Source organism: Streptomyces lydicamycinicus, from assembly GCF_000829715.2.
GTDB lineage: Bacteria > Actinomycetota > Actinomycetes > Streptomycetales > Streptomycetaceae > Streptomyces > Streptomyces lydicamycinicus.
Window position 1 is genome coordinate 366,221 of sequence record NZ_BBNO01000004.1, and the last position, 26,234, is coordinate 392,454.

The 26,234-nt window shown below is 69.7% G+C and carries 26 protein-coding genes and 3 tRNA genes; 6 read left to right on the forward strand and 23 right to left on the reverse strand.

Translation table 11 applies throughout. The features are described 5' to 3' along the window. Positions 1 to 5: 5 nt before the first annotated feature. The 9 genes from TU31_RS14925 to TU31_RS35955 all read right to left on the reverse strand — a co-directional run bounded on the left by TU31_RS14925 (position 6) and on the right by TU31_RS35955 (position 6,720). Positions 6 to 1,451, reverse strand: coding sequence for a methyltransferase domain-containing protein (locus TU31_RS14925; protein WP_042154523.1), 1,446 nt, complete (start codon positions 1,449 to 1,451; stop codon positions 6 to 8). Beyond that, positions 1,448 to 2,110 carry a ParB/RepB/Spo0J family partition protein gene (locus TU31_RS39385; protein WP_052718949.1) on the reverse strand — a complete coding sequence of 221 codons (663 nt, stop codon included), beginning with the start codon at positions 2,108 to 2,110 and terminating at the stop codon, positions 1,448 to 1,450. The genes TU31_RS14925 and TU31_RS39385 overlap by 4 nt, the downstream gene beginning before the upstream one ends. 92 nt (positions 2,111 to 2,202) lie before the next feature. Further along, entirely contained in the window at positions 2,203 to 2,376 is a 174-nt protein-coding gene (locus tag TU31_RS38620) for a hypothetical protein (RefSeq protein WP_158894493.1), read from the reverse strand. Beyond that, positions 2,369 to 3,271 (reverse strand): hypothetical protein, encoded by a 903-nt coding sequence (locus TU31_RS38625; protein WP_158894495.1) that lies wholly within the window; start codon positions 3,269 to 3,271, stop codon positions 2,369 to 2,371. Before TU31_RS38625 ends, TU31_RS38620 begins: the two co-directional genes overlap by 8 nt. Positions 3,272 to 3,536: 265 nt before the next feature. After that, positions 3,537 to 3,746 carry a hypothetical protein gene (locus TU31_RS38630; protein ID WP_158894497.1) on the reverse strand — a complete coding sequence of 70 codons (210 nt, stop codon included), beginning with the start codon at positions 3,744 to 3,746 and terminating at the stop codon, positions 3,537 to 3,539. 231 nt (positions 3,747 to 3,977) lie between these two features. After that, positions 3,978 to 4,916, reverse strand: a complete 939-nt coding sequence (locus TU31_RS14940) for an SAM-dependent methyltransferase (protein WP_052718950.1) — start codon at positions 4,914 to 4,916, stop codon at positions 3,978 to 3,980. A gap of 15 nt (positions 4,917 to 4,931) precedes the next feature. Continuing rightward, the gene (locus TU31_RS14945) at positions 4,932 to 5,183 is read right to left on the reverse strand and encodes a hypothetical protein (RefSeq protein WP_042154526.1); all 252 of its coding nucleotides are present in this window, start codon (positions 5,181 to 5,183) and stop codon (positions 4,932 to 4,934) included. Further along, the gene (locus TU31_RS14950; protein WP_042154528.1) at positions 5,180 to 5,512 is read right to left on the reverse strand and encodes a hypothetical protein; all 333 of its coding nucleotides are present in this window, start codon (positions 5,510 to 5,512) and stop codon (positions 5,180 to 5,182) included. Before TU31_RS14950 ends, TU31_RS14945 begins: the two co-directional genes overlap by 4 nt. A gap of 62 nt (positions 5,513 to 5,574) precedes the next feature. Further along, on the reverse strand, positions 5,575 to 6,720 hold the full coding sequence (locus TU31_RS35955) for a ParB/RepB/Spo0J family partition protein (RefSeq protein ID WP_052718951.1): 1,146 nt from the start codon (positions 6,718 to 6,720) through the stop codon (positions 5,575 to 5,577). Positions 6,721 to 7,534: 814 nt separating this feature from the next. Between TU31_RS35955 and TU31_RS38635 the strand changes: the two genes are divergently transcribed. Both TU31_RS38635 and TU31_RS14960 read left to right on the forward strand, forming a co-directional pair. Then, positions 7,535 to 7,909 (forward strand): hypothetical protein, encoded by a 375-nt coding sequence (locus TU31_RS38635; protein WP_158894499.1) that lies wholly within the window; start codon positions 7,535 to 7,537, stop codon positions 7,907 to 7,909. 4 nt (positions 7,910 to 7,913) lie between these two features. Continuing rightward, positions 7,914 to 8,690 (forward strand): hypothetical protein, encoded by a 777-nt coding sequence (locus TU31_RS14960; RefSeq protein ID WP_042154530.1) that lies wholly within the window; start codon positions 7,914 to 7,916, stop codon positions 8,688 to 8,690. Here the strand turns inward: TU31_RS14960 and TU31_RS14965 are convergent. Further along, on the reverse strand, positions 8,676 to 9,638 hold the full coding sequence (locus tag TU31_RS14965; RefSeq protein ID WP_042154532.1) for a recombinase family protein: 963 nt from the start codon (positions 9,636 to 9,638) through the stop codon (positions 8,676 to 8,678). The two genes, TU31_RS14960 and TU31_RS14965, sit on opposite strands and share 15 nt — an antisense overlap. A gap of 110 nt (positions 9,639 to 9,748) precedes the next feature. Further along, positions 9,749 to 9,952 carry a hypothetical protein gene (locus tag TU31_RS14970; RefSeq protein WP_042154535.1) on the reverse strand — a complete coding sequence of 68 codons (204 nt, stop codon included), beginning with the start codon at positions 9,950 to 9,952 and terminating at the stop codon, positions 9,749 to 9,751. 185 nt (positions 9,953 to 10,137) lie between these two features. On the opposite strand from TU31_RS14970, the gene TU31_RS14975 reads away from it, so the two are divergent. Next, positions 10,138 to 11,721 (forward strand): tyrosine-type recombinase/integrase, encoded by a 1,584-nt coding sequence (locus TU31_RS14975; protein ID WP_052718952.1) that lies wholly within the window; start codon positions 10,138 to 10,140, stop codon positions 11,719 to 11,721. 123 nt (positions 11,722 to 11,844) lie between these two features. Here TU31_RS14975 and TU31_RS14980 read toward each other — a convergent pair. The 3 genes from TU31_RS14980 to TU31_RS14990 form a co-directional block, all read right to left on the reverse strand. Further along, a tRNA-Ile gene (locus tag TU31_RS14980) sits at positions 11,845 to 11,921 on the reverse strand. A gap of 179 nt (positions 11,922 to 12,100) precedes the next feature. Further along, positions 12,101 to 12,173 (reverse strand) — tRNA-Asn (locus TU31_RS14985). 5 nt (positions 12,174 to 12,178) lie between these two features. After that, positions 12,179 to 12,251: transfer RNA gene (locus TU31_RS14990), tRNA-Asn, on the reverse strand. Positions 12,252 to 12,470: 219 nt separating this feature from the next. On the opposite strand from TU31_RS14990, the gene TU31_RS14995 reads away from it, so the two are divergent. Both TU31_RS14995 and TU31_RS15000 read left to right on the forward strand, forming a co-directional pair. Beyond that, entirely contained in the window at positions 12,471 to 12,770 is a 300-nt protein-coding gene (locus TU31_RS14995) for a hypothetical protein (RefSeq protein WP_042154536.1), read from the forward strand. Positions 12,771 to 12,832: 62 nt separating this feature from the next. Further along, complete coding sequence (locus tag TU31_RS15000; RefSeq protein ID WP_042154539.1) at positions 12,833 to 14,314, forward strand: FGGY family carbohydrate kinase; 1,482 nt, start codon at positions 12,833 to 12,835, stop codon at positions 14,312 to 14,314. 43 nt (positions 14,315 to 14,357) lie between these two features. Here TU31_RS15000 and TU31_RS15005 read toward each other — a convergent pair whose 3' ends face one another. From TU31_RS15005 to TU31_RS15040, 8 genes are all read right to left on the reverse strand, one after another. Further along, positions 14,358 to 15,581 carry an RNA polymerase sigma factor gene (locus tag TU31_RS15005; protein WP_042154540.1) on the reverse strand — a complete coding sequence of 408 codons (1,224 nt, stop codon included), beginning with the start codon at positions 15,579 to 15,581 and terminating at the stop codon, positions 14,358 to 14,360. Between the two features lie 142 nt (positions 15,582 to 15,723). Beyond that, a complete protein-coding gene (dnaG, locus tag TU31_RS15010; protein WP_042154542.1) occupies positions 15,724 to 17,640 on the reverse strand; it encodes a DNA primase in 1,917 nt (638 codons plus the stop codon). Positions 17,641 to 17,834: 194 nt separating this feature from the next. Next, the gene (locus TU31_RS15015; protein ID WP_042154544.1) at positions 17,835 to 18,839 is read right to left on the reverse strand and encodes a pyridoxal-phosphate dependent enzyme; all 1,005 of its coding nucleotides are present in this window, start codon (positions 18,837 to 18,839) and stop codon (positions 17,835 to 17,837) included. Between the two features lie 9 nt (positions 18,840 to 18,848). Next, the gene (locus tag TU31_RS15020; RefSeq protein WP_042154545.1) at positions 18,849 to 20,114 is read right to left on the reverse strand and encodes an NAD(P)/FAD-dependent oxidoreductase; all 1,266 of its coding nucleotides are present in this window, start codon (positions 20,112 to 20,114) and stop codon (positions 18,849 to 18,851) included. Positions 20,115 to 20,384: 270 nt separating this feature from the next. Then, positions 20,385 to 21,698, reverse strand: coding sequence for a deoxyguanosinetriphosphate triphosphohydrolase (locus tag TU31_RS15025; protein WP_042154547.1), 1,314 nt, complete (start codon positions 21,696 to 21,698; stop codon positions 20,385 to 20,387). Next, complete coding sequence (locus TU31_RS15030) at positions 21,695 to 22,576, reverse strand: sirohydrochlorin chelatase (protein WP_042154549.1); 882 nt, start codon at positions 22,574 to 22,576, stop codon at positions 21,695 to 21,697. The genes TU31_RS15025 and TU31_RS15030 overlap by 4 nt, the downstream gene beginning before the upstream one ends. 140 nt (positions 22,577 to 22,716) lie before the next feature. Next, positions 22,717 to 23,742, reverse strand: a complete 1,026-nt coding sequence (locus tag TU31_RS15035; RefSeq protein WP_181018607.1) for an adenosine deaminase — start codon at positions 23,740 to 23,742, stop codon at positions 22,717 to 22,719. 152 nt (positions 23,743 to 23,894) lie between these two features. Next, positions 23,895 to 24,335 (reverse strand): gamma-glutamylcyclotransferase family protein, encoded by a 441-nt coding sequence (locus tag TU31_RS15040; RefSeq protein ID WP_042154551.1) that lies wholly within the window; start codon positions 24,333 to 24,335, stop codon positions 23,895 to 23,897. A 122-nt stretch (positions 24,336 to 24,457) separates the two neighbouring features. Here TU31_RS15040 and TU31_RS15045 point away from each other — a divergent pair, with 122 nt between their 5' ends. After that, complete coding sequence (locus TU31_RS15045; RefSeq protein ID WP_042154554.1) at positions 24,458 to 25,174, forward strand: SanA/YdcF family protein; 717 nt, start codon at positions 24,458 to 24,460, stop codon at positions 25,172 to 25,174. Between the two features lie 16 nt (positions 25,175 to 25,190). Here the strand turns inward: TU31_RS15045 and TU31_RS15050 are convergent, their stop codons facing one another. Next, positions 25,191 to 26,234: a trypsin-like serine peptidase gene (locus tag TU31_RS15050; protein ID WP_042154556.1), complete on the reverse strand. Its 1,044-nt coding sequence runs from the start codon at positions 26,232 to 26,234 to the stop codon at positions 25,191 to 25,193.

Here is a 26,234-nt window from a genome sequence, read left to right on the forward strand (position 1 = left end):
TCTTCTCAATTGGCGAGAGATTCATTTCTCTCTACTACCAATTTTATCAAATTTCCCACCAATTCCAGATGCCTGTCATGGCGGAAGCCATTCGGATAAGGCATATTGAATTCCTCTTCGAATGCCTTCTCGTATTCCTCTTTGGGGAGCGGGATCGGGCGGCGACATGTGGCTTTGAGGTTGGACCCGCTGAGGTCGCTGACCTGCACGTCCTTGAAGTACCGGCGGAGCAGCGGCTCCAGCGTTTCAGGCGTGTGGAAGCGGAGCTTCTGCCACTTCCCCTTGACGAAGTTCATCTCCACGTTGTCTTCGTCGAGGAAGCTCATCTTCGTCGTCGCCGTCTGGGAGGTGACGCGTTTGGCCTGCTCGTCGCGCAGTTCGCGGGCCAGGTTGCGCGTGCCGAGGCACACCACTCCGTCGGCGGCGCACAGAGCGTTGACCGTGGTCATGACCCAGTGCTGGTAGTCGAGCGAGGTGGTGGCGTTGATGACGGAGTCGAGGACGACGACGTCGTACAGGCCGTTCGCCTGGATGTCCTTGTCGATGTCGCGGATCATGCCGACGACGGCCCGGATGTCGACGGCGTACGAGCCGTCCCGGCAGCGGTAGGGCTCGTAGTCGTGGATGTTGAAGCCCTTTGCGCGCAGGTGCTTGGCGTAGTCGCCGTATCCGGCGCCGAAGTCCACGACGCGGTGCGTGGGCTTCAGCCAAGGGGTGACGAGCTGGTCCCATGTTTCGGAGCCGTAGGCGAGCTTCCCCGCCTTGGCCTTGGAGGAGAACTGCCTGAGCCTCTTGGGCTGGACGATGTGCTGGTTCCAGACGGGTGCCTTGTTCTCGATGGCGGTCCAGTCGTAGACGCCGTACTCACCAGTGAGATCGGCGTGGAGCTGGGCGGCGTCGGCGGAGGACACAGTCCAGGCAAGGACGTCGAAGCGCGAGAACGAGGCGACGACGGCGTACTCGGCGTTGAGGACGATGCGGCCCTGGTCATCGATGACGACGCTGCCCCAGGGGCCATGGCCGGCGGTCATATGGCCGATGGCGTTGACGAAGGAGAGGTTCTTGCGTTCGGTGACGCGGATGGATTGCCACGGTATCCAGGACCAGGCGCCGATCTCGCCGGGCTCGGCGTAGACGACGCTGGCCTCGGTCTCCACGCGGTTGTGGAGGAGGTTGAATTGGATCTCGTCCTGCAACCTGACCTTGGTGCCGAGCATGACTGCGGGGGTGTGGGTGAGGCCGATGGCCTTGAGTCCCTTGGTCCTCTGGTGACCTGCGACAAGGGTGCCGTCCGCGTTGAGGATGACCGGCTTGACGACGCCGTGGCGGCGCAGCGATGCCTGGAGCCGGACGAAGGCCGTCTCGCTGAGGCGGCGCGGGTTGTAGTCGGCGGGGCGCAGTTGGTCGAGCGGGTACGCCTCGTGGAAGGTGGTGGTGGGTGCCTTGCTCATGCGGGTTCGCCCTCCTGGTGGGCTTCCTGAAGGACGTGCCAGCCGAAGCCGAGGTCACTGTTGGTGTCGTCGACGAACTTCGTGTAGATGGCGTTGAGGGCTTCGACTTCTTCGGAGGTGATCCGCACTCGCTTGGACTCCCACTGGAGGTAGCCCCACTGGAGGTAGTCGACCGTGGCGGCAGCTCCGGTGCCCGCGCCGTCCGATGTCAGCTCCAGTGTCTCGGGGAGTGAGGTGTCGTCCAGGAGTCGGTCGACGCTCTCGCGGTCGTATCCCGTACCCGCGAGGTCGGGGATCTCGGAGAGGACTTCGGCGAGCAGGGCGCTGTCGTACCCGGCGAGGTCGTTGGTCCGGTTGTCGACGATGACGATGCGGGCAGCCGCATCGTCATCGACATCGACCCAGGTGACGGCGATCTGGTTCCAGCCGAGCTGCTGGGCAGCGGCGTGTGTGTGGTTGCCTGCCAGGATCTCGTTGAGCCGGCCGGTGAACGTGCCCTTGTTGACGACGATGGCCCTGTACTGGCCGTTGACGGTCAGCGATTCCGCGATGGAGGGGATGTCGCCGCTGCGGGGGTTTCGGTGGTACGGCGTGAGATCCCCGATGGGGACGGCGAGCGGCAGGAGCTGTTCGGGGATATTGGCGGGCGTCGGGGTCACGGGGCGTCCCTTGTGTAGGCCGTTCCCCGCGCCCTACGACATCAGCCTATGGGATCTCGTCTGCCCGAGGCTCCGCGACTGGCGATGTCCCTTTACCCGCGACCTGAGCGGTTCGACCCGGCCCCGGCCGTCGCAAGCTTCTCCTGTTGGGCAGCGAGCCGCTCCCGCAGTCGCTCAAGCTCGGCCTCTGAGGCACCGAGCTGCGCCTTGTACTTGATGTACTCCGGATCTACCTCGTCGACCGGAGGAAGGTCAACTCTACGCATCTCGCCCTCCTCGACGCACGAGTTCCTGGATGTGACCAGCTGCAGTGTTCAATGCACCTGCAATCGGACCATTGAGATCAACATCAACTGGCCGCCCGCGGCGCGGCCTGACGTCTGCCGAGAGTACACCGACAACGTGGCGGTTTCTAGGATCTCGAATGGGCCAGGTCACGAGGTAATGATAGTGCTCGACATCCCGGAACTCGCTTAGAGTCATCCTCCATCGCTCATTGTTATCAATGCGGTTCCACAGCCAGGAATCGACCCTGGCGCGCCAGCGCGTCGACCCCGTGATCTTTCTCCCCCGGGAAGATCGCGCGAACCACTGGCCCATCGGAGATTTCACAATTCTCCCTATTCTCGACTTGGGGTCAACAACCCCTGCGGCCCGCTTCGATTCCCAGTCCACACGCAGGTCGGCACAGATCTGCTGCCAATTTTCAGCAAGTGCTTCCTTCCTCGCCCAAGTGGTCCCTATCGGCCCGTGATCGTAGCGATAAAATGCTGCACCCAAATTTTGATCATCTCGATCAATGCCAATGAATGAAACCGGACGAAGGCGGGCTCTAAGCCAAGTTGGCCATCGGCTTGCCACGTGCACGAAGACGCCAGATCTGCGCCAGTCGGCATTCGCATGCTCCACTAGCCCAAGGAGCACGACCCCCATCTCCTGCCGCATTCGCGCATCTCTTTGGCGAGCCTCCCGCACTCTCTTTGCAAGCCCCATCTGCCGCCAGAAGGGTTCAAAAGCTGTAGCCGCCAACCCGAGAGCAAGCGTCACCATGAGAATCGCTTGGTGCTGTGGCCACCAGCCCTCTGGGTAATTCGCAAGCGCCAGCATTCCGGCACTCAGGAAAACACCCACCAGAATGTTCTTGACTGCGGTATACGACACCAGAGAATTCACCTCCAGCGACGCAAGGGTGGGACCACAACAACACCCTTCGCCTCAATGCCTACTGTAACGCAGGCTACATTGGCCGCATCTCCAGAAGATCCCCGGGACGGGCCGGTACACAGGAAGGAGACAGGAGGAGATTAGCGGTTATTGCAGCCGCAGATTCCGGTTGGTTGACACCATGCCTCACAAGCACCGCACCACTCGGCTCCCGGCACGGGCACAACACGGCGGTCCGCACTCTCTGACCCCTGGCTTTCTGTCATGCCGATGCTCTCCTCAGTCTTTTGGGTGCCATGGCCGCTTCGATCTCCGCGCAATGTCGCTCCGCTTCGAGATCCGGCCCTCGTCGAACCTTGAGGTCGGGGTCGCGTTCGATGAGGGCGTTGATCGGCGGGCCGTCACGCTCGACGAGGAGGCGCAGGTACAGCTCGCGGTCCGCTGGATCCCCTTTGAAGTCCTCTGCGTTCATGGCGCTCCTGAGTGCACGGGGACCCGCCCCCGTGGGCGAGGGCGGGTCCGGGCGTGATCGTGGACGTGGCGGCATCCCGGGTGGCTTCACGTCGGCGCGGAGCCGGTGCCTGGCGGGTAGGGCGCGGGGGATTGGCCACCCGCCAGGCACCGAAGGGGATGCCGCATGCCACGGCATGTTGGTGGGCCGGTTCCTCGGCTGCGGCCGTTCCCTCCAACGAGATAGACCGTATCACTCTTGAGTGTTGGGATCTATTTTGCGCGAAGAGTGGTCCCGCCCGTCATGCGGCGCTCCGTAGCCGAGCCCGTCGAGAGGCGCTGTTCCGTGAGCGGTCGGTTCGTCCGTGAGGAACAGGTCCTGCTGCACCGCGCGGGACTGAGCGGTGAAGTCCTCGGGCCTGAGCGTGATCTGTCGCATGCCGCGAGGGGGAGCCACGTCGCGGACCGGGATGACCGCGATCACAGTGGCCACCCCTACCGCCGGGAACGCGTCTGCGGGCAGCTCCCACAGGGTTCCCCGCGCCTCCCAGATCTGGGCGAGGAAGTCATTGGTCCTGTGATCGCCCCGGTAAGTGAGGCTGCCGTACATGATCGCGACGAGGAGGCCGCCGGGCTGGATGAAGCGCAGCGCCCGCTCCACGTGCCGGATGTCCTGGCGTCCGGCAAACGGGGGGTTCATGATGACGCGCTGGTAGCGGCGCTGCACCGGCACGCTGAAGAAGTCGGCGTTCGTGACCTGCCGGGCGTACCCGCCGGCGCGGATGTGCTCGGCGCGGGCGGTGTCGAGTTCGACGCAGTCCACGATGGCCCCGCGGGCGGCGACGGCTTCGGCGATGGCGCCGCGCCCCGCCGAGGGCTCCAGCACCTCGCATCCAGTTTCGAGTTCGGCCAGGTCCAGGATGCGTTCGACCGTGGGCTCCGGCGTCGGGTAGAACCCCCGGTCGACATCGGTGATCACCTCGCCCGTGGCGAGCAGCCCGGCTATGGCGTCGGCGGCGTCGATGGTGAAGATGTGGGCCTTCTTGTAGCGGTGCCAGACGCCGCCCACCGTGTGAAGGGCGAGGTTGACGCGCTCGTACAGGTTGCGTTCGAGCTGGCCGTTCAGGCGGAGCGCCGGGCCGTCGACCGTGGCCGCGCGGAGGACGTCGAGAACGTCGGGATCTATCTGCATGGTTGGGTCTCCTGATCAGGCGTACTGGGTGCAGTTGGCGGCGAGCGGATGGCCCTTGTGGTCCGCGCAGACGGCGTCCCCCGTCGCAGGGTCCGTGCCGCCGTCACACAGCTCGCACACCCAGTAGCCGCAGACGACGCAGATCGCGGAGGCGAGCTGGTTGTGGGTGTCGGCCAGGTCGGCGTCGCAGCGGCGACAGATCTCGGGCGGCAGGGTGCCGTCTTCCGGCCAGGTCTTGAGGCCGTTGATGCGCTCGGGCCGCTTCATACGGTCTGCCCCTCAGCCTCGTTCGTGGCGCCGGCGACGAGCAGCGCCGCTTCGAGTTCCACCAGGCGCGCCGCGACCATGACGGGGAAGCGGACGTAGACGGAACCACCGGCCTGGTTGAGGAGTTCGGCTGCGGCGAGGAAGGTCGTGTTGCTGGCCTCGTTCAGAGCCTGCGGGTCGTTGTCGCGGCGAGCCTTGACCAGATGCTGCGCGGCCTCCCGAACGAGCTGGGCGGCGTCGGAGTCGTACTCCTCAAGGGCGTTGGCCGTGGCCGGCACCCCCTCGAACAGGTTGCGATTGATGTTGCGCATGGCGCGGATGTCGTTCATCACTGTGGTCTCCGGGTGGAAAGAGGGGGCGGCCCGCTGGGGGCCGCCCCGGGATGGATCGTTCAGGCCGCGATGGCAACCGGCTCGGCCTCGGCGTCGCCCGCCTCCGGTTCCGGGGCGCTCTCCTGCTCCGTGTCGTCAGCCGCCTCGGCCTGCGGGGCGGTGGACCCCGCCTCCGCGTCCGTCTCCGAAGTAGCGTCGGCGGTCGGCTCGGCGGCGGGCTCCAGGCTGGCGAGCGCGGCATCGGCCTCCGCGACCAGGTCGGGGGCAGCCGCCGCGGGGTTGACCATGATCTCGCTGGCGTCGGCGTGCGCCTTAGCTTGACGGAGCTGGAAGCGGGCCTTCTGGACGAAGTTGGCGACCCGGTCCATCTGCTCCAGCCGCTTGCCCACCTGCCCCTCCAGGGCGCGGGCCAGCTCCATCGGGTCGGCCTTGCCGATGCTGTCCAGCAGCTCGCACATACGCTCGATCTCGTCGAGGTCGCTCTGGGTCTTGGCCTGTGTCCGGCTGCGCTGGGCCTTCTCCTCGGGTGTCATCTCCTTGACGTCGACCATGGAGTCCTGCTTGGCGGCCTTCTCCTGCTTGCGCATGGCGTAGGCGATGTGGACGAGCTGGTTGTCGCTCTTGTCGCCCTTCTTCCAGTCCTCGAAGACAGCCTTCTGGTTGTCCCGGGACAGGGCGGCGATCTGGACGGCGGCCTGAGTGCCGATGTGCCCGAGGTCGACAGCCGTCTGGATCTCGGGGCGCAGGGCGAGCAGTGCCAGGCGCTGGTTGACGTACTGGACCGACTTGGAGAAGGTCTTCGCGACGCTGGGGACTTGGTCGGGGTCGCCGTCGTACTCGTCATCCAGGACCCGCTTGAAGCCGCGCGCCTCCTCCAGCGGGAGCATGTCCTCGCGGTTCAGGTTCTCGGCCATAGCCTTCTTGAAGGACTCCATGTAGCTGATCTCGGCGTCGCCCTCGGCCAGGAGGATCTTCGTCTCGATGGTGATGTTGCCCGCCAGCCCGTTGGCGCGGAACCGGCGCTCCCCAGCGACCAGCTCGTACCCGCCCTCCTCGACCTTGCGGACGACGATCGGCTGGAGGAGGCCGTGCTCCTTGATCGAGTCGGCCAGCTCAGACAGGGCCTCCTCACTGAAGGTCTCGCGGGGCTGGTTCGGGTTGCGTCGGATCTGACGCATCTTCAGGGTCGCGTACTTGTGCGGCATTTGGGGCTCCAAGAGGTCGGTGGGGGCTTCTCCCTCCCCCTTCCTTGCGGTTCTATTCTATATGCATTCAGAGTGAGGGTCCATGATTTTCGAGAAGTTTTTGCAGGTCAAACACCTAGGTGCGGACCCCGACGGGGCCCGCACCTAATAAACCTTCGCCAGTCAGCCCGCAGCCACCAGGCCAGCTACCTCACGCTGCTCGACTCCGCGCTCAACCCGCCCGGGGTCGACCACCGATAGGGCGCCGAGCACTTCACGTGCGACCCCTGCGTCCAGATGGACATTCGGTACGCCCCCAGACTCCTTCAGCCGGGCCAGTACGCGCTCCAGCTCGATCCCCACCCCGATCCTCCCCGTGCTCCAGCACCCACCCGCAAGAGGGCACTTTTAGATCCCCACGCAGACGAGTTCGAGGCACACATGTGGCGGCCTGGGGGTGCCGGTCACAATCTCGCAGCCTGGCAGGCGGGTGAGGGGTGACGACCACATGTGAGTGCTTGATCTACGTCTACCGTGATCCTGCTTTCAGATACTCCTAATGTCAATCAACCTAGACATTAGACTGCCTTGCGAGTCACCGTCGCCGCGAAGTACATCGAAAATGCGCCAATTCTCGACACCGGCCCCGGCCGGGCCACCCCACTGAGGAGTAGCCAGCACCATGCCGCTTGGCCCGGACACCCCACTGTCCAGCAAACTCGCCGTATTGCTCGGCAGGAAGCGCGGGACAGATGGGAAGACCCCAAGCACACGCGCCATCGCTGCCGCCACAGCCGAGACTCCCGGCGGAAAGCCAGCGATGACACACCAAGTCGTGAACGAGCTGCTGAACGGGGTCAAGTCCAACCCATCGACCTCCCAACTCATGGGCCTCGCACGCGCGCTTGAGTGTCCGGCGGCCTACTTGCTTCCCGGCTACAACGGTTTGACCTCTCTATCGGTCTACGAGGAGCACCACGACGCCCGCGAGGCGCTTCGACTTGTCCATGACCTGGGCGAAGCTGGAGCTGCCGAACTCCTGGAGGCGGCGCGTGAGATCCGACTGCGGCACGGCGGCAGCGACCTCACCGTCCCAGAAGTTCCCGATCCGCTACCGCCTGCCGCCGAACCTCCGCGGCCAGGCCGGCGGAGGCGACTCAGCTTCACCGAAGCAGCGGAACGGGCCGTCTCTGATCTGGAAGGAAATTGAACGAATGGACGGCATCGTCTTCGGTTTGTGCGCACTGGTTTGCATAGCCGGTACCGCGCTCTCCGGCCGGGAAGCCTGGCGGCAGAGGGCCCGAGCCGAGTACCGCGTCGCTCGGTTCACGCGCACCGTGGCCTTCGGCGTATGCGGCGTAGGCGTCCTTCTCGCCGTGCCCACGGTCGAAAACCTCGTCGAGTCCATGACCGGCATGAACAACGCAGCCAAGCTCGGGGCCCACATCTGCGCCGTCCTGTGGTGCGGCAGCCTACAGCTCATGCTCGTGGACTGGTCGTACAACCAGGACGTCCTCAAGGCCAGCCTCTACGCGCGCATCGCCTTCGGCGTGTGCGTCCTTATGGCGATGCTGCCGCTGTTCGTCGAGACGAGCGGTGAGAGCATCGAATTCACCACCGAATACGCCGCAGCTCCTGGTGTCACCGTGTACCTCATGGTCTACCTGGGGTACGTGGCGATCACCTGCGGCGAGATCGCATTCCTCTGCTCCGGGATGGCTCTGTCCGCCCGACGGAGCGGCCACATCTGGACAGCCAGCGGGCTGGCTGTGTCGGCGACGGCAGCATTGTTCGGTGTCGCTTACGCCGCCAGCAAGGGGTCATACCTGGTGATGCACTACCTGGGTCACCCCTGGCCGCTGCGTTACGAAGAGGTCGTCTCGCCCTTGCTGGCCGGTCTCGCCGTGATCGCGCTCATCACGGGCCTGACGATGGCCATGGTCGGAAGGCGAATCGCAGCCCGGAAGGCGGTCGGTTCAACCGCCGTCTGACACGCGGGACAGCTTGCGCCAGTGGAGGACGACTCGGCCTGGCTCGACGGTGCGTACGCCGCGGGCACTCGCGGGGAAAACCTCCACCTTCTTCAAGAGCAGCCTCGTAATGGCCCTCTTCGATGAGTGCGGTGCCGTGTTCCACCACCTGACGAGGTCTTTGGCGCTGCCCAGCGAGAAGTTCGCCATCTGCTCTGCGTATCGAATTCGCGAGCGGATGTCCTTGAGGTTTGCGGTGATCTCACCGTCGGCGGTTACGAACGCGTCGCTGCTGATCTGGCGCTTGCCATAGAGGGTGGCCGCCTCCGTCCGGCGCCCTTCCAGGTCCTTTGCCTCTGCCTCCAGCTTCTTCACCTCCGCCCGCACGGCTACTCGGGCAGCCTGGATCTGGTCCCGGATGCCGGGCTTGAGGAGTTCAGCCACGACGTACTCGCCGACGTAGTTCTCCAACAGCTCGGCGTCCATACGGACCTCGCCGCAACCGCCCCGCCCTTGCTTGCTCTTCGGGCGGCAGCGGTAGCCCGGCGTACCTGCGTTCGTACGAGCGCCCTGGAGAGCTTGCGTGCACTTACCGCACTGACTGGCTCCGTCCACCAGTAGGTAGTCGTACGGCGCGTCTGCGTCCGCCGTCTTCCGGCTCTTGTCCCGCTCCTGGAGGGCCTCGAACTCCTCGCGTGTGATGGCGCCGGGGTGGCCGGCGTCGACGAGCTCGCCGTTCTCGTCATAGCGCAGACCGGCGATGGCCGGGTTGCGGAAGAGACGCCCAACAGAGGCGTCCTTCCATTCCCCGCCCAGCGTTCCCCGGTAGCCCTCGCCGTTCGCCCACAAGGCGATGTCGGCGTTCGATTGACCGGCCAGCGCCCGGCTCACCATTTGCCGAAGCGGATCCACTTCGTCATCACGCAGTCGCTGACGCGACTGGTCGTCGAACCCGTAGAGCCGTGGCATGCGGTCGTCCGTTCTTCTCGTGCTCCGTAGCCGCCCGATCCTAGGCCACAGCCCTGTGGCCGGGCTGAGGATCCTTGAGGAGATCGGGTACGCCAATGGCTACGGAATGATCACTGCGCCGGTGGGGTAACCCCGAGCACTCGCCAAAGCGCAGCCGTAGGGATCTTCACCGTGCTGCCCAGCGTGAGGGTCTGCACAGGGAAAGACCCCGTCTTGATCAAGCTGTAAGCCTTGTGCACACCGATCCCGAGCGCCCGCGCAGCCGTCGTGACGTTCACGGTCGGCGGCAGCGCGAGCAGTTCCTCCAGAGTCATCGCGCCAGCCCTGGAATCCGTAGCTGCTGAAGCGTCCTTCGTTGTCATTCCCGTTGTCGCGTTCTCCCCCGCGCCAACGTGATTTAAGGATACGCCAACACTGGAGTGTTGGGGCAAGATGGAGCATCGGTTCGACAAGGACCGACACAGAAGCTCCACAACCGAAGGCCACGAAGGGGATATTCGTGTTCAACCCCAGCTACCAGCGGCGCTGCGCGTGCCAAGAGCCCCTGGTCGAGGACGATGGCACTCCGATACTCGACAAGGGCGGCAAGCCGAAGCTGCGCAAGCTCGGCGCCGAGTGCCCGAAGCTCACGCAGAAGGGGCACGGCACCTGGTACTTCTACTTCGAGCTCGAAGCCGGCGAGGGCGGTAGGCGCCAGCGGGTGCGGCGAGGCGGGTTCGCCACGAAGGACGAGGCGAAGGCCAAGGCGGCCGAGGTCTACCGCGACGTCATTGGCGGCGCCGACGTCCTCAGCAACACCACCGTCGGGGAGGACCTGCGCACCTGGCTCAAGAGGAAGAGAAGCCTGGCCCGCACCACCCGGCACGGGTACGAGGAGCACATCACGCTCTACCTCGAACCGCACCTCGGGCACATCAAGCGGCGTGACCTCAAGCTGCGGCACGTCGAGGCGATGTACGACGCGATCGAGCGGGAGAACGCCGAGCGGCTGATCCACCACGCCAAGGTCATCGAATTGCAGGAAGCCCGCGATGCCGCCTACACGGCCTGGGTCCGGGCCGCGGGGAAGAAGGAGGAGCGGCGCACCACGCGCCGGGCCTACCTCGACGCCAACGCCGCGCTCCGAGAGGGCCGCAAGGGCAAGCGGAAGATCACCAGTGCCGCGACGATGCACCGCATCAACGCCACCCTCAGCTCGTTCCTGGGCAGCGGCATCAAGCGCGGCGAGTACGCGACCAACTGGGCCGCGATGGTCGAGCTGCCGGCAGTCAAGCGGCCCAAGGCCCTGGTGTGGACACCCGAGCGCGTCGAAGAGTGGAAGCGCACGGGCAAGAAGCCCAGTCCCGTCATGGTCTGGACACCCGAGCAGACCGGCGAATTCCTCGACTTCGTGAACGACGACCGGCTCTGCGCTATGTGGCACGCGTTCATTTTCCGTGGCCCTCGGCGCGGCGAGATGTGCGCTCTGCCCTGGCCGGAGGTCAGCTTGACCGGCTCGTGGTTCCGCATCTCGGCGCAGATCGTCGAAATCGCCTACCGGCAGTACGACGAGGCCCCCAAGCAGGACAGCGTGCGGACGGTCACGCTCGACTCCCAGACTCGCGAGCTGTGGCGCGCGTGGCGGCTCACGCAGGACGAGGAACGCGAGCAGTGGTCCGGTGAGGAAGCCTGGGTCGAGAGCAATCGGGTCTGGACTCACGAGAACGGCGAGCCCCTGCACCCCGACTGGATCAGTCGGCGGTTCAACCGACTGGTCGAGCTGTCAGGGCTGCCCCCGATCCGCCTGCACGACACGCGTCACCTGTCGGCAACGCTGGCGCTGTTGGGCAAGGCTGACATCAAGGTCGTCCAAGAACGGCTGGGCCACAGCTCACGGCAGATCACCTCGGACACGTACACCAGCGTGCTGCCTCAGCTCTTGACGGCTGAGGCGGAGTCCACGAGCGCGGTCGTGCCCCGGCCTCAGAAGGCAGGTCCGGAACCGAAGGAGCCGTCCCAGCCGGACGACCAGGACGAGACCTCGGAGGCGGGCCCGGAGGCCGACGGCGAAGGCCCGGACGAGGGATTGCGTCCCGCCGCGTGACCCGCGTCCCGAATTTGTCCTGTCGATCATGAAATCATGATCGGGACGGGCCGCCAGGACCCTGCCGTGCGCCGCCCTGACCAGCTAAGAAGCTGGTCAGAACGTTCTTTCGACCACTTTAAGTGGTGGGGCGGGTGGGACTCGAACCCACGGCCGACGGATTATGAGTCCGCTGCTCTAACCGGCTGAGCTACCGCCCCCCACGGCGCGTCGCGCACATTTGTGCGCGCCGTCTGCCGCAGCATAGCCGCTCATACGATCTGTTGCCCGTGAGGGCTGCCGTCGGGCGACCACGCACGCCCAAGAGGACCTCGATCACGGGCCGTTCGGTTCCATGGCACAAGAAAAAGGACCCCTTCCGGGGCCCTCGTTCTCTCTGCTCCCCCGACTGGACTCGAACCAGTAACCCTCCGGTTAACAGCCGAATGCTCTGCCAATTGAGCTACAGGGGACCGAGCTCCCCCGACTGGACTCGAACCAGTAACCTGCCGGTTAACAGCCGGCTGCTCTGCCAATTGAGCTACAGGGGATTGCTCTGTGTGCCTCGAATGCACCGCTGACCGGTCTTCCGGACGGCGCGCGCTCGCTGCGACACATACATTAGCGCAAGCAGGGGGGTGCTCCGCCAATCGGTATCGCCTCAGGTCACCTCGGGTGATCTGCGGCCCCGGAGGGTAGGCGCGCGGCACAGCCCTTCACTCCGGTGCGTACCGGCACCGGACGGGACCGACGAGAGGAAAGGTGGAGCAATGCGCTACCGGCTCACGTTCATCGCGGGACTGGCCACGGGGTATGTGCTCGGCGCACGGGCGGGCCGGGAGCGGTACGAGCAGCTCCGCAAGGCCGCCCAGCGGGTCTCCCAGAATCCCGCGGTCCGGAACACCGCCGAGTCGGCCGCGCTGACCGGGCGCGAGGCGGCGTCGAAGGCCTTCGGGACGGTGTCGGCCAAGGTCGGGGACCGGCTGCCGGCCTCCGTCACCGACCGGGTCCGCTCGCTGCGCGACCAGCGCGGTGCCGATGAGGACGACTGGGGCACGAGCAACACCTAGGGGGTCGCCCGGGTAAACCCTGACGCTGCTCCTATGCGTCGTATGGGGCATCATCTGAGGCCATGGGGATAGTCGCCGGATTGGACAGTTCGTCCGAGAGCACACGGATCGTCGTCTGCGATGCGGACACGGGCGCCGTCATCAGGCGCGGGTATGCGCCGCACCCCGTCGAGAAGGGGCCCGAGGTCGATCCACAGGCGTGGCTGATCTCGCTCGGGGAGGCGGCGGGCCACGGGCTGCTCGAAGGGGTGCAGGCGATCGGCGTCTCCGCGCAGCCGCACGGGCTGCTGCCGCTGGACGTCGAGGGGAATCTCGTACGGCCCGCGCTGGTCGGCAATGACAAGCGGACACAGAGCGCGGCGGCGGATCTGATCGACTCGCTCGGTGGGCGTACCGCGTGGGCGCAGGCCGTCGGGGCGGTGCCGCAGGCGACCCATGCGGTGACCAAGCTGCGCTGGCTGGCGCGTACCGAGCCGGCGCATGCGGCCCGGATCGCGGAGGTCATGCAGCCGCACGACTGGCTGGCGTGGCAGCTGCTGGGGCGGCCCGCCCGGCGGACGACGGACCGTGGCGGGGCCTCGGCGACCGGTTTCTGGTCGGCGGCGACCGAGTCGTACCGGCCGGATCTGGTGGAGCTGGCGCTGGGCCACCAGGTGCGGCTGCCGGAGCTGCTGAGCCCGTCGGGGACCGCGGGGTTCACCCCGGAGGGGCTGCTGATCTCCGCCGGTACGGGCGAGACGATGGCGGCCGCCTTCGGGCTCGGCGTCGGGGAGGGCGACGCGGTGGTGTCGCTGGGCGCCTCGGGGTCGGTGTTCGGGATTCACCACGAGGCGCTGGTGGACCCGAGCGGCACGATCACCTCGTTCGCGGACGCGACCGGCCGGCATCTGCCGGTGGTGCACACCAGCAACGCGGTACGGGTGCTGCGCGGGGCCGCGGAGATGCTGGGGACGGATCTGGCGGGCGTGTCCGAGCTGGCGATGAACTCGTCGCCCGGTGCGTACGGCATGGTGCTGCTGCCGTATCTGGAGGGCGAGCGGACCCCCCATCTGCCGCATACCGCCGGGTCGTTGCACGGGCTGCGGCGGGACAGCATGAAGCCGGAGCATCTGGCGCGGGCGGCCGTGGAGGGGATGCTCTGCGGGCTCGCGGACGCGCTGGACGTGCTGCGGGGGCGGGGCGTGGCGGTGCGCCGGGTGTTCCTGCTGGGCGCGGCGGCGGAGCTGTTCGCGGTGCAGGCGGTGGCCCCGGCGCTGTTCGGGGTGCCGGTCGTGGTGCCGCAGCCGGCGGAGTACGCGGCGCTGGGCGCGGCCCGGCAGGCGGCCTGGGCGTGGGGGGTGGCGCACGGCACCCTCACCCCGGCCGGCGGTGCGGAGTCCGCACCGGGCGGCGGGCCCGCCTGGGTCGATCCCCCGCAGTGGCCGGCCGCCGCGAGCCAGGTCTTCGAACCGGGTGAGGAGCTGGCGGTCGGCCAGGCCGTGCGCCAGCAGTACGCGGCGGTGCGCGACGAGGCCTATCCGGGGGCGTTCGAGCGGGAGGCGTGACGTCCCGGGCGGCGGCCTACCGGGCGGGCCGGGCCCGGCGGTCTCAGTCGAGGTAGCCGCGGAGCTGGTCGGCGAAGGCGTGGTCGCGGAGCTTGTTGAGGGTTTTGGACTCGATCTGCCGTATCCGTTCGCGGGTGACGCCGAAGATCCGGCCGATCTCCTCCAGCGTGCGGGGGCGGCCGTCGGCAAGGCCGTAGCGGAGCTGGACGACCTTGCGTTCGCGTTCGCCGAGGGTGGACAGCACCGCGTCGAGGTGCTCGCGGAGCAGCAGGAACGCGGCGGATTCGACGGGTGAGGCGGCGTCGCCGTCCTCGATGAGATCGCCGAGGGCGACGTCCTCCTCCTCGCCGACGGGAGCGTGCAGCGAGACCGGCTCCTGGGCCAGCCGCAGCACCTCGCTGACGCGTGCGCCGGTCAGGTCGAGGTGGGCGGCGACCTCCTCGGGTGTGGGTTCGTAGCCGCGCTCCTGGAGCATCCTGCGCTGGACCCGCACCACGCGGTTGATCAGCTCGACGACATGGACCGGGACCCGGATGGTCCTGGCCTGGTCGGCGAGGGCGCGGGACATCGCCTGGCGGATCCACCAGGTGGCGTAGGTGGAGAACTTGTAGCCGCGGGCGTAGTCGAATTTCTCGACGGCGCGGATCAGCCCGAGGTTGCCCTCCTGGACGAGGTCGAGCATGGTCAGCCCACGGCCGACATAGCGTTTGGCGACGGAGACGACCAGCCGCAGGTTGGCCTCGATCAGGCGGCGCTTGGCCATCCGGCCCAGGACCACCAACTTGTCGAGGTCGAAGGCGAGTTGGGAGGAGAGGTCGGGGGCGTTGGTGAGCTTCTCCTCGGCGAAGAGACCGGCCTCGACGCGGCGGGCGAGCTCGACCTCCTCGGCGGCGGTGAGCAGCGGGATCCGGCCGATCTCGCGGAGGTACTGGCGGAAGAGATCGGCGGACGGGCTGCCCGCCTCGGGGCGTGGCACCGGCTCCGGGGTGATCTCCTCGACGATCATCTCGGCGGCGGGTGGTTCGGCCTGCTGCGGCACGGTGAGCGGCTCCGTGGCCGGGTCCGTGTCGTGCTCCGTGGCGGCCGGCGCGTCGGCGAGGGTCTGGGTCTGCACGGGGGCGACCTCCAGGGTGATCGCTGCTGAAGCGGCAGAAAGGTCGGGCACGGTGGCGGCCGGGCCGCCGTCCGTCCCGTACGTCACGAGTGGTTCCGCGGGGGATTCCGGTGCGGTACGGCCGGGCCCGCGGCGCACCGAGGACTCAGGCACCGCTTCTCAGTGTGGAGTACGACACACGCCTGCCACGAGGGGCGTGCGGGCACTTTTTGAGTCCGGTCCGTGACCGGACGGCTACCGCGGGGTGTTACGGGCGGGGCGGCGCGGGCCGGCTCCCGGGGCCGGGCCCCGGGGGCTACAGGGCGGCGTAGCCGCGTTCGCGCAGGGACTGGCCGTACTGCTGGAGGACCCACAGTTCGTTCTGGACGGCCGCGAGGTGTTCGGGGTCGGCGCGGGGGCCGAGGCGCTGGAGGGTGCCGCGGATCTCGGTGACGCGCTGATTGACGGCGGCGAGGCGGACGGCGACCAACTGGACGCCGGCGTAGGCCTCGTCGGGATCCCGGCGGGTGTGCAGCGGCTCGACGGCGAGCTCGGTGACCATGGCGCGGACGGTGTCGTCGGGGGCGGCCTCCCGCACCCGGGGGATGAAGGCCTGGTCGGCGGCGCCGGCCGCGGCACCGCCGGCGTCCTCGATGCACTGGCGGACCACGGCGTAGGGCGGGGCGGTGAACTCGTCGGCACCGTAGGCGTCGAAGGCCGGGGAGACCAGGTCGGGGCGCTGGAGCGCCAGCTTGAGGAGCTCCCGCTCGACGCGGTGGGCGGGGCTGCGGAGGTTGAGCGCCGGGCCGCGCGGGCCGGGCGCGGGGCCGGCCTCCACGGGCGCCGGGGCCTGGCCGCGGCGCTGCTGACGGCCCTGGTCGGGACCGCCGTCCCGGCCCCGTTCGCGGGCCCAGCGGGCGAGCTGGGAGACGCGCTTGACCACGAACTGGGTGTCCAGGATGCCGAGCATGCCGGCGAGCTGGACGGCGGACTCGTGCTGGATGGAGCTGTTCTTGATGTGCGCGACGATGGGGGCGGCCTCGTCGAGGGCGGCGGCGCGGCCGACGGTGGTGTCGAGGTTGTGCCGGGAGACGACATGGCGCAGCGCGAACTCGAAGAGCGGGGTCCGGGCCTCGACGAGATCGGCGACGGCCTGATCGCCCTTGGCGAGCCGCAGATCGCACGGGTCCATACCGCCCGGGGTGATCGCGATGGAGGTCTCGGCGGCGAACTTCTGGTCGTCCTCGAAGGCGCGCAGGGCGGCCTTCTGGCCTGCGGCGTCGCCGTCGAAGGTGAAGACGACCTCGGAGCCGGAGTTGTCCATCAGGAGGCGGCGGAGGATCTTGATGTGGCCCTCGCCGAAGGACGTACCGCAGGTGGCGATGGCGGTGGTGACACCGGACAGATGGCAGGCCATCACGTCCGTGTAGCCCTCGACCACGACCGCGCGGTTGGTCTTGGCGATCTCCTTCTTGGCGAGGTCGATGCCGTAGAGGACCTGTGACTTGCGGTAGATGGGGGTCTCGGGGGTGTTGAGGTACTTGGGGCCGTTGTCGTCGTCGCGGAGCTTACGGGCGCCGAAGCCGACGACCTCGCCGGCGATATCGCGGATCGGCCACATCAGACGGCCGCGGAAGCGGTCGATGGGGCCGCGGCGGCCCTCCTGGGAGAGGCCGGAGAGGACGAGCTCCTGGTCGCTGAAGCGGCGGCCGCGCAGAAAGCGGGTGAGGTGGTCCCAGCCGGCCGGGCTGTAGCCGACGCCGAAATGCTGGGCGGCGGCCTGGTCGAAGCCGCGCTCGGCGAGGAACTTGCGGGCGATCTCCGCCTCGGGGCTGTCGAGCTGCTCGACGTAGAACTGGGCGGCGGCCTTGTGGGCCTCCACCAGGCGGGTGCGTTCACCCTGCTGGCGGCCCGGGGTGTAGCCGCCCTCCTCGTAGCGCAGGGTGATACCGGCCTGGGAGGCGAGGCGCTCGATGGTCTCGGCGAAGGAGAGGTGGTCGATCTTCATGACGAAGTCGACGGTGTCGCCGCCCTCCTGGCAGCCGAAGCAGTGGTAGAGCCCCTTGGCCGGGCTGACGTGGAAGGACGGGGACTTCTCGTCGTGGAAGGGGCACAGGCCCTTGAGGTTGCCGCCGCCGGCGTTGCGGAGCTGGAGATACTCGGACACGACGGCGTCGATCGGGACCGCGTCCCGCACCGCCTTCACATCGTCATCGTTGATCCTGCCTGCCACGCGTGAATTCTACGGCCGGGGTCGGACAGCCTTGGTCGCGCGTGGGCGGTCGCCGCGAACGCCGGGGCTCTCCCCCCACCCCCGAACCCACCCCCGCCCCCTCCCCCGAAGGGGGAGGAGGGGGAGGGGGCGGGGGAGCAGCATGGCGAGCTCCGCGGCCCGGCCGGCGCCCCTCCCCGCACCCCGCCCCTCCCTCACCCCAGCAGCTCCAGAAATCGCTCCACCCCCACGTTGCCCCCCGAGATGATCACGCCGATGCGGGGTGGCAGCGGGCTGATGTGGCCGGCGAGGAGGGCGGCGAGGGCGCTGGCGCCGCTGGGTTCGGTGACGATCTTGAGGCGTTCGAAGGCGAACTTCATGGCCGTGCGGATCTCGTCGTCGGTGACCAGGACGACCGAGTCGAGCAGCCGCCGGTTGACGGAGAACGTCAGCTCGCCGGGGCGCTCGGCGGCCTGGCCGTCGGCGATGGTGCGCGGGACCGGGATCGTGACGGGGTGGCCGGCGGCCAGGGAGCGCAGGGTGTCGTCGCCGGCCTCCGGCTCCACGCCGATCATGCGGATGCCGGGGACGAGGGCGGTGGCGGCGATGGCCGAGCCGGCCATCAGGCCACCGCCGCCGACCGGCGTCAGCAGCGCGTCGAGCGGGCCGGTCTCCTCGATCAGCTCCAGGGCCGCGGTGCCCTGGCCGGCGATGATGTGCGGGTGCTCGTACGGCGGGATCAGCGCGAGGCCGCGTTCCTCGGCGAGCCGCCGGCCGATCGCGACGCGGTCGCCGGTGTAGCGGTCGTAGGTGACGATCTCGGCGCCGTAGCCGGCGGTGGCGTCCTTCTTGGACTTCGGGGTGTCCTCGGGCATCACGATGACGGCGTGGCTGCCCAGCTCCCGGGCGGCCAGCGCGACGGCCTGGGCGTGGTTGCCGGAGGAGTAGGCGGCGACTCCACGGGCCAGCTGTTCCGCGGACAGCCGGGACAGGGCGTTGTAGGCGCCGCGGAACTTGAAGGCGCCGACCCGCTGGAAGTTCTCGCACTTGAGGTGGATCTCGGCGCCGGCCAGCGCGTCGAGGGTGCGGGAGCGCAGCACGGGCGTGCGGTGTGCCACTCCCGCCAGCCGCCGGGCGGCGTCCCGGACGTCGTCGAGGGTGACGACGTCCGGAACGTCGGTGCGGCCGGGGCCGGTGGGACCGCTGGGGCTTGGCGTCATACGGGCACGCTACGGGAGCAGCGAGGCGAGCGGAACCTCCGGATCGGCCAGCGCCTCGGGCGCCAACGACGCCCCGGAGCGGATGAGTTGCTGGATGGACTCGGCGACGTCCCAGACATTGACGTTCATCCCCGCGAGCAGCCGGCCGTCCGCGCCGAGCCAGAAGGCGATGAACTCCCGCTTGGCGACGTCACCGCGGCAGACGACCTGCGCGTACGAGCCGGGCGGGGCGTAGCCGGAGTACTCCATGCCGACGTCGTACTGGTCGGAGAAGAAGTACGGGATGCGGTCGTAGCTGACGTCCTGGCCGAGCATGGCGCGCGCGGCGGCCGGGCCGCCGTTGAGGGCGTTGGCCCAGTGCTCGACGCGCAGCCGGCTGTCCAGAACGGGGTGGTCGGCGGCGGCGACATCGCCGGCGGCGTAGATGTACGGGTCGGAGGTGCGCAGCGCGGCGTCGACCGCGATACCGCCGCCGGCCTCCCGGTCGACGAGGTCCAGCCCGGCCTGTTCGGCGAGGGCGGTGCGCGGGGCGGCGCCGATCGCGGCGAGTACGTCGTGCGCGGGGTGTTCCTCGCCGTCGTCGGTGCGCACGGCGAGCACCATGCCGTCCTGGCCGACGATCTCGGTGAAGCGGGCGCCGAAGTGGAAGCGGACGCCGTGTTCGCGGTGCAGATCGGCGAACAGGCCGCCGAGTTCGGGGCCCAGGATGCCGTGCAGCGGGGTGGGGGCGGGCTCGACGACGGTGACCTCGGCGCCGTAGGAGCGGGCCGCGGCGGCGACCTCCAGGCCGATCCAGCCGGCGCCGGCGATCACCAGATGGCCGTTGTCGCGGCCGAGGGAGGCCAGCACGCCGCGCAGTCGCTCGGCGTGTGCGAGGCGGCGCAGGTGGTGCACGCCGGCCAGACCGGTGCCGGGGATGTCCAGGCGGCGCGGCTCGGCGCCGGTGGCCAGCAGCAGCTTGTCGTAGACGATCAGGGTGCCGTCGCCGAGGCGGACGGTCTTCGCCCCGGGGTCCAGGTGGACGGCGGGCTGGCCCAGGTGGAGTTCGATGTGTGCCTGGGCGTACCAGGCGGGTTCATGGACGAAGACGCTGTCGCGCTCTTCCTTGCCGAGCAGGTACCCCTTGGAGAGCGGGGGGCGCTCGTAGGGGTGGTCGCGCTCGTCACAGATGAGGATCACCCGGCCGGTGAAGCCCTCCGCGCGGAGCGTCTCCGCGGCTTTTGCCCCGGCCAGGCCACCCCCGACGATGACGAACGTCTGGTGTGCGTCGACCACTTGCTTCCTCCTCGTTGCGGTACCTGCGTCCGCGTCCGCGTCGTGAACGCCCCGATGTACCCCCCGGTGCTCTCCCCCGTTGATGCGTTCGGTGGCGTCAGGGTTCCCGAACGCCGCCTGTCGGGGCTCCCCGGTCACCGTCCGCCGAACGGGGTTGCCGTGCCTGTCAGGGCTCGCTGTTCGCTGTTGTCAGGGTGCTCCGTTCGAAAACGGTGGGGTTCGAGCGTCCCGCACGGAGCGTGAGGGGGGAAGAGGGGCTTTCCTCCAGGGTCACCCGCGGTGGGCCCCGCCGTGACCGGGGCGACGGGTGAGACGGGCGTGCAGCGAGCGGGCGGAGGCGTCGGTCAGGGCCGCGATCTGGTCGATGACGGCGCGCATCCGTGCGGTGTCGTCAGGGGCCGTGTCGAACAGTGAACGGAACTGTGGATCAAGGCCGTCGGGGGCGCGGGCGAACAACACCTCGCCCAGTTCGGCGATGACGACACGCTGGTCGGCGCGGAGCGCCTCCTGGTCGGGGCGCTGCATGACGTACCGGTCGGCGACGGCTTTCAAAACGGCGCATTCCAGCCGGGTTTCGTCCGGAACCACCAGCTCCGCTCCGTAGCGGGTGAGCCGTCCGGTCCCCCACCGGGCCCGCGTCGCGCCCTCGGCGGCGAGACAGAAGCGGCCGATCAGCTGGCTGGTGGCGTCCTTGAGGCGGGCCTGGGCGAGGGCGGAGCCGTCGTAACCGTGCGGCCACCACTCCTGCTCCAGGAGGCGGTCCAGCGCCGCGGCCAGCTCCTCGGGGCCGGCGCCGGGAGCGTAGCGTTCACCGGCGACCGCGAAGATCTCGGCGCGTTCGGCGTCGGCGAGCAGGAGGTTGGGGTCGAGGTGTCCGGCGTGCAGCCCGTCCTCGACGTCGTGCACCGAGTACGCCACATCGTCGGACCAGTCCATGACCTGCGCCTCGAAGCTCCGGGCGCCGTCGGGGGCGCCCTGCCGGAACCACGCGTAGACCGGTGTGTCGTCCGCGTAGACCCCGAACTTCGGGGACGCGGGGTCGGTGGGGTGACCGCCGCGCGCCCACGGGTACTTGGTGGCCGCGTCGAGGGCGGCGCGGCTGAGGTTCAGCCCGACGCTGACCGTCGAGCCGTCTTCGGCGGGCACGAACCGCTTGGGCTCCAGACGGGCCAGCAGCCGCAGCGACTGGGCGTTGCCCTCGAATCCGCCGCAGGGCGCGGCGACTTCGTTGAGCGTCTGCTCGCCGTTGTGTCCGAAGGGCGGGTGGCCTAGATCGTGCGCCAGGCAGGCGGTCTCGACCAGGTCCGGGTCGCAGCCGAGGGCGGCACCGAGCTCCCGGCCGACCTGCGCGCACTCCAGGGAGTGGGTCAGCCGGGTTCGCGGGCTGGCGTCCCAGGCGGCGGTGTGCTCGCCGGGGGTGACGACCTGGGTCTTGCCGGCGAGCCGGCGCAGCGCGGCGGAGTGCAGTACCCGGGCGCGGTCGCGCTGGAAGGCGGTGCGTCCCGGCCGTTTGTCGGGCTCGGTGACCCAGCGTTCGAGGTCGGCCGCGGTGTAGCCGGGGATGGTCGGTGGTGTGCCCGTCATACAGCGACGGTAGCCGCCCTGCGGGCCTCCGGGTCGCATCCGGTAGGAGCCAGGAGGGCCTGGTCGTAGCGGTGCAGTACGAGACGGGCCAGTGCGGGGTGGTCGCCCAGGGGCTCGGCGGCGGGCCCGGGGGCGGCGGCCGCGCACTGGGTGGCGAAGCGTCCGGGGGCGGTGAAGCAGCCGGCGACGGCGATCCGGTCGTGGCCGCGGTCGCGCAGCGCACGGACCGCGTCGGGGACGGTGGGGGCGGCCGCCGAGGCGTAGGCGGGCAGGACGGGGGTGCCGCCGAGCCGGTCCGAGAGCAGCCGGGCGGTGCGCTCGGTGTCCTGGGCGGACCGCGGGGCGCGGGAGCCGGCGGCGGCCAGGACGACGGCGGTGCGCGGGCACGGGGCCTCGGGGAAGCCGGCCGTCAGCAGCCGGCCGTGCAGCGCCTCGGCGAGGAGGCCGTGCGGCCCGAGGGGTTCGGCGACGTGGCCGGTCAGGTGGGGTGCGCCGCGCAGCGCGGCGGGCAGGTCGTGGGTGACGTGATGGCCGCGGCCGAACAGCAGCGGTACGAGGACGGCGGCGCCGCGCAGCCCGTCGAGGGTGTCGGCGAGCAGCGGCTGGTTCAGCTCGATGTGCCCGAGCCGTACGTCCAGGCCGGGGCGCAGCGCCCGGACCCGGTCGAGCAGGGCCCGGACGGTGGGCAGGGCGCGGGGGTCGCGGCTGCCGTGGGCGACGGCGACGAGGGTGGGGGACGGGGCGTCCGGGGCGCGGAAGCCGTGCAGCCGGACGCGGCGGAGCTGGGTGCTGAGCTGGGCGGTGATCTCGGCGGCGAGGCCCCCCGTGCCGAGGGGGGCCAGGGACGCGGAGGGCAGGTGCGGTATCGGCGCCGTCATGACCTGAGCGTGGCAGCCGGGCGTTGCCGCTTCGTTTCCCCGCGGGGAACTTCGTGTTCCGTCCGGCTGCCATCCACTCCGCCCCGGGAGCAGGACGGGCGGCAGGGGACATCTCACGCGCCCCTGCCGCCCGAGGGGCGTTACGCCTGGTGGGCGTCCACTTCCCGGAGGTACCGCTCGCGGGTCGCCTCGTCGAGGAAGGAGGCGCGGAAGGAGTTCCGGGCGAGGGTGCGCAGGGTCTCCTGGTCGAGGCCGAGGGCGTCGCGTACGGCGGTGAAGTTGTCGTCCGCGTAGCCGCCGAAGTACGCCGGGTCGTCGGAGTTGACGGTCACCAGCAGCCCGGCGTCCAGCATCGCGGGCAGCGGGTGGTCGGCGAGGTCGTCGATGACCCGCAGCCGCACGTTGGACAGCGGGCAGACGGTGAGCGGCACCTGGTCCGCCACCAGCCGGGCCACCAGCCGCTCGTCCTCCAGGGAGCGCACCCCGTGGTCGATCCGGTCCACGCCGAGGACGTCCAGGGCCTCCCACACATAGGCCGGGGGCCCCTCCTCCCCCGCGTGCGCCACGCACTTGAGGCCGGCCTCCCGCGCCAGCGCGTAGACCTCCTTGAACTTCGACGGCGGGTGCCCGACCTCGGCGGAGTCCAGGCCGACGGCGGTGATCCGGTCGAGGTGGGGCCGGGCCGCCTCGAAGGTCGCGAGGGCGGACTCGGCGCTCTCGTCGCGCAGGAAGCACATGATCAGGCGGGTGCTGATGCCATAGGTCTCGGGAGCGCTGTCCAGGGCGCGGGCCAGGCCGTTGATGACGGTGCCGATCGGGACGCCGCGCGCGGTGTGCGCCTGCGGGTCGAAGAAGATCTCGGCGTGCCGGACGCCCTGCTCCTTGGCGCGGGCGAGATAGGCGTGGGCGAGGTCGGCGAAGTCGTCCTCGGTGCGCAGCACGGCCATCAGCGCGTAGTAGAGGTTCAGGAAGGACTGAAGATCGGCGAAGGAGTAGGCGCGGCGCAGCTCGTCCTGGGTGGCGTACGGCAGCTCGATGCCGTTGCGCTCGGCGAGCGCGAAGGCCAGCTCGGGTTCCAGCGTGCCCTCGATGTGCAGATGCAGCTCCGCTTTGGGCAGCGGCTCGTGGGCGGTTGCGGCGGAGGGGGAGGACGGGGAGGAAGCCACGCGGTCACACCTGTTCTGCGGTACGGGAAGGGCCCTCGGTACGGGTGGGATCCCCGGTACGAGGAGTCGTCCAGGTTAGCCGGGGCGGGGTCCGCTGCCTCGGCGGCGCCCGTGGGCGGCCGGGTGGTGTGCGCGGCCGGCAACAGCGCCGGTCAGCCGGCCGCCGCCCGCGAGGCCGGCCAGTCGCCGCCCTCGATGGGGGTGCCGGTGGCGCGCAGCCGGGCGGCGAGCGGGCCGGCCGCCAGGTAGACCCAGGCCCGTACGGTCCGGCCGTCCGGGCACACCGCCTCGGTGGGCACCCGCTCGTAGAGGTTGTGCGGGTCGCCGGGGGTGTAGCCCTCCAGCCGGTCCAGGAGCGCGCACACCTCGTCGTAGTCGGTGTCGCGGGGCCGGACCAGGGCGCCGTGCACCACCGCGCCGGCGGGCCCGGTCGTCGCGTAGGGGTAGCCGGGGCCGTCGTACAGCAGCGCGCCGCCGATGTGGGCCGGTTCCTCGGCCGCGGTCCGGCCGCGCAGGGTCCGGCCGTAGTTGGCCTCGCCGGGCCGCAGCGTCCCGTAGACGAAGAACGGCAGCCGCTCGGGCTCGCGGGTCATGGTGGTGCGGTCCTCTCCGGGCGGGGTGCTCACTGCCACGATGCCAGGCCCGCGCTGCAACCATCACGGGTGCACCGGGCGTCGCAGCCTGCGAGATCGATCGCGAGCGGACGGGGGCAGGGATGCGCGGGCCGGTACCGGGACTGGTGCGACGGATACGGAGCGGGGTGCGCCGCCCGCGGCTGCCGCGGACCCGGCGGGGCCGGCGCCGCGCCTTCCAGACCGTGGTGGCGGTGACGGTGCTCGCGCTGGCGCCCGCGACCTGGATGAACGCGACCGCCGGGCCCCGGGTGCACGGTGTCGCGGACGCGCCGTCCGCGCCGGTGGCCATCGTCTTCGGTGCGGGCCTGTGGAACGGTGCGCCGTCGCCGTATCTCGCCCACCGGCTGGACGCGGCGGCCGCGCTGTACGAGCGGGGCACCGTCCGCGCGGTCCTGGTCACCGGCGACAACAGCCGGACCGACTACGACGAGCCGGACGCGATGCGCAGCTATCTGCTGCGGCACGGCGTCCCGGCACGGAAGATCGTCAGCGACTTCGCGGGCTTCGACACCTGGGACTCCTGTAGCCGGGCCCACCGGATCTTCGGTGTGAACCGGGCCGTGCTGGTCAGCCAGGGCTTCCACATCCGGCGCGCGCTGGCCCTGTGCAACGCGGCCGGTGTCGACTCCGACGGCGTCGGGGTGGCCGCGAAGCACGATGTGACCTGGGCGTACGGCGGGGTGCGGGAGATCTTCGCGGCCGGGAAGGCGGCGGCGGACGCGCTGCTGCGGCCCGATCCGCAGTTCCTCGGGCCGCATGAGAAGGGGGTGACGGAGGCGCTGGCGGACGCCGGTTAGCGCCTCCGTCAGCGGGTCACTTCTCGGCCGCGCGGGCGTACAGGTTGAGGAGCTTCGTCCCGAAAAACGGGCTGTAGGAGATCCGGTCGGCGTCCGGGCCCTTCGGGCCACCGCCGTTGAGGCCGCCGATCACGCCGATGACCCGGCCGGTCCCGCTGTCCTCGTCGAAGTCGCTCAGCCAGGGGCTGCCGGAGGTGCCGCCGTAGAACCCGCCGCATTCCATGCGCAGTTCACGGGTGCCGGTCAGCCGGCCGGTGCGGGTCGCGCAGCGTACGGCCCGGTCCTCCGGATCGTTGCGGACATTCGGGTAGCCGATGACGGTGACGTCGTTGGTGTAACCGGGCGTCGGGGAGAGGGTGTTGCCGCCGGTGACCTCTTCCAGGGTGCGGTCGTCCTCGTCGGGGGCGACGGTGGCGAAGGCGAAGTCGAGGTCCGCCCCGGCACCGCTGGTTCCGCGCTCGGGGTAGGCGAAGGTGTCCTTGATCGCCCATACCCCGTGCGGCTGGGTGGTCGCGCCGGAACGATACTGCGGGACGAAAGCGGCACGGGTTCCCGGATTGCAGTGCCCGGCGGTGAGGATGAGGTTGCCGTGCGGGCTGTGCACGACGCTGGCGGTGCAGTGGTGCGCCTTGGCGTCCCCGTCGACGGAGAACAGCACACCGACGGACGGGATGCCGTTGAAGTGCCGGGCGGTGCGGCCGGCCCGGGCCGCGGCGGCGGTCCCCTTCGGTGCGGCGGACCGGGTCGTGGCGGTGGTCGGGGCGGGGGCCTCGGGCCGGGCCGGCGTGTCGCTGCCGGCCGGTGCGGCGGCCGCCATCCGGTCGGGCGTCCAGTAGGCGGCGGCGTCCCGGCTGGTCCAGGTCGCGTCGGGGGCGGGGCTGGGGTTGCCGTCGCCCGGTGCCGCGCGCCGGGCGTCGTTGACGGCGTGGCCGACGGTTGCGGTGGCCAGGCAGACCGTCACTCCGGCCACGGCCGTCGCGGCCTTGATCCAGCGCTTCCGGGTGGGCCGCGCCCGGTGAACTCGCGTCGTGGCGCCGCGTTCCGTGGTGTCGCGCTCCAT

Excerpts from the sequence above, each read along its gene's own strand:
- TU31_RS14995 (WP_042154536.1), top strand. The coding sequence starts at position 12,471 with ATGCGCTACCGGCTCACGTTCATCGCGGGACTGGCCACGGGGTATGTG.
- TU31_RS15045 (WP_042154554.1), top strand. The coding sequence starts at position 24,458 with ATGCGCGGGCCGGTACCGGGACTGGTGCGACGGATACGGAGCGGGGTG.
- TU31_RS15025 (WP_042154547.1), bottom strand. The coding sequence starts at position 21,698 with ATGACGGGCACACCACCGACCATCCCCGGCTACACCGCGGCCGACCTC.
- TU31_RS15015 (WP_042154544.1), bottom strand. The coding sequence starts at position 18,839 with ATGACGCCAAGCCCCAGCGGTCCCACCGGCCCCGGCCGCACCGACGTT.
- TU31_RS14940 (WP_052718950.1), bottom strand. The coding sequence starts at position 4,916 with ATGCAGATAGATCCCGACGTTCTCGACGTCCTCCGCGCGGCCACGGTC.
- TU31_RS15050 (WP_042154556.1), bottom strand. The coding sequence starts at position 26,234 with ATGGAGCGCGACACCACGGAACGCGGCGCCACGACGCGAGTTCACCGG.
- TU31_RS38630 (WP_158894497.1), bottom strand. The coding sequence starts at position 3,746 with ATGAACGCAGAGGACTTCAAAGGGGATCCAGCGGACCGCGAGCTGTAC.
- TU31_RS15040 (WP_042154551.1), bottom strand. The coding sequence starts at position 24,335 with ATGACCCGCGAGCCCGAGCGGCTGCCGTTCTTCGTCTACGGGACGCTG.
- TU31_RS14965 (WP_042154532.1), bottom strand. The coding sequence starts at position 9,638 with ATGCCACGGCTCTACGGGTTCGACGACCAGTCGCGTCAGCGACTGCGT.
- TU31_RS38620 (WP_158894493.1), bottom strand. The coding sequence starts at position 2,376 with ATGCGTAGAGTTGACCTTCCTCCGGTCGACGAGGTAGATCCGGAGTAC.
- TU31_RS14945 (WP_042154526.1), bottom strand. The coding sequence starts at position 5,183 with ATGAAGCGGCCCGAGCGCATCAACGGCCTCAAGACCTGGCCGGAAGAC.
- TU31_RS14960 (WP_042154530.1), top strand. The coding sequence starts at position 7,914 with ATGGACGGCATCGTCTTCGGTTTGTGCGCACTGGTTTGCATAGCCGGT.
- TU31_RS14970 (WP_042154535.1), bottom strand. The coding sequence starts at position 9,952 with ATGACTCTGGAGGAACTGCTCGCGCTGCCGCCGACCGTGAACGTCACG.
- TU31_RS15030 (WP_042154549.1), bottom strand. The coding sequence starts at position 22,576 with ATGACGGCGCCGATACCGCACCTGCCCTCCGCGTCCCTGGCCCCCCTC.
- TU31_RS14950 (WP_042154528.1), bottom strand. The coding sequence starts at position 5,512 with ATGAACGACATCCGCGCCATGCGCAACATCAATCGCAACCTGTTCGAG.
- TU31_RS14925 (WP_042154523.1), bottom strand. The coding sequence starts at position 1,451 with ATGAGCAAGGCACCCACCACCACCTTCCACGAGGCGTACCCGCTCGAC.
- TU31_RS15000 (WP_042154539.1), top strand. The coding sequence starts at position 12,833 with ATGGGGATAGTCGCCGGATTGGACAGTTCGTCCGAGAGCACACGGATC.
- TU31_RS35955 (WP_052718951.1), bottom strand. The coding sequence starts at position 6,720 with ATGCCGCACAAGTACGCGACCCTGAAGATGCGTCAGATCCGACGCAAC.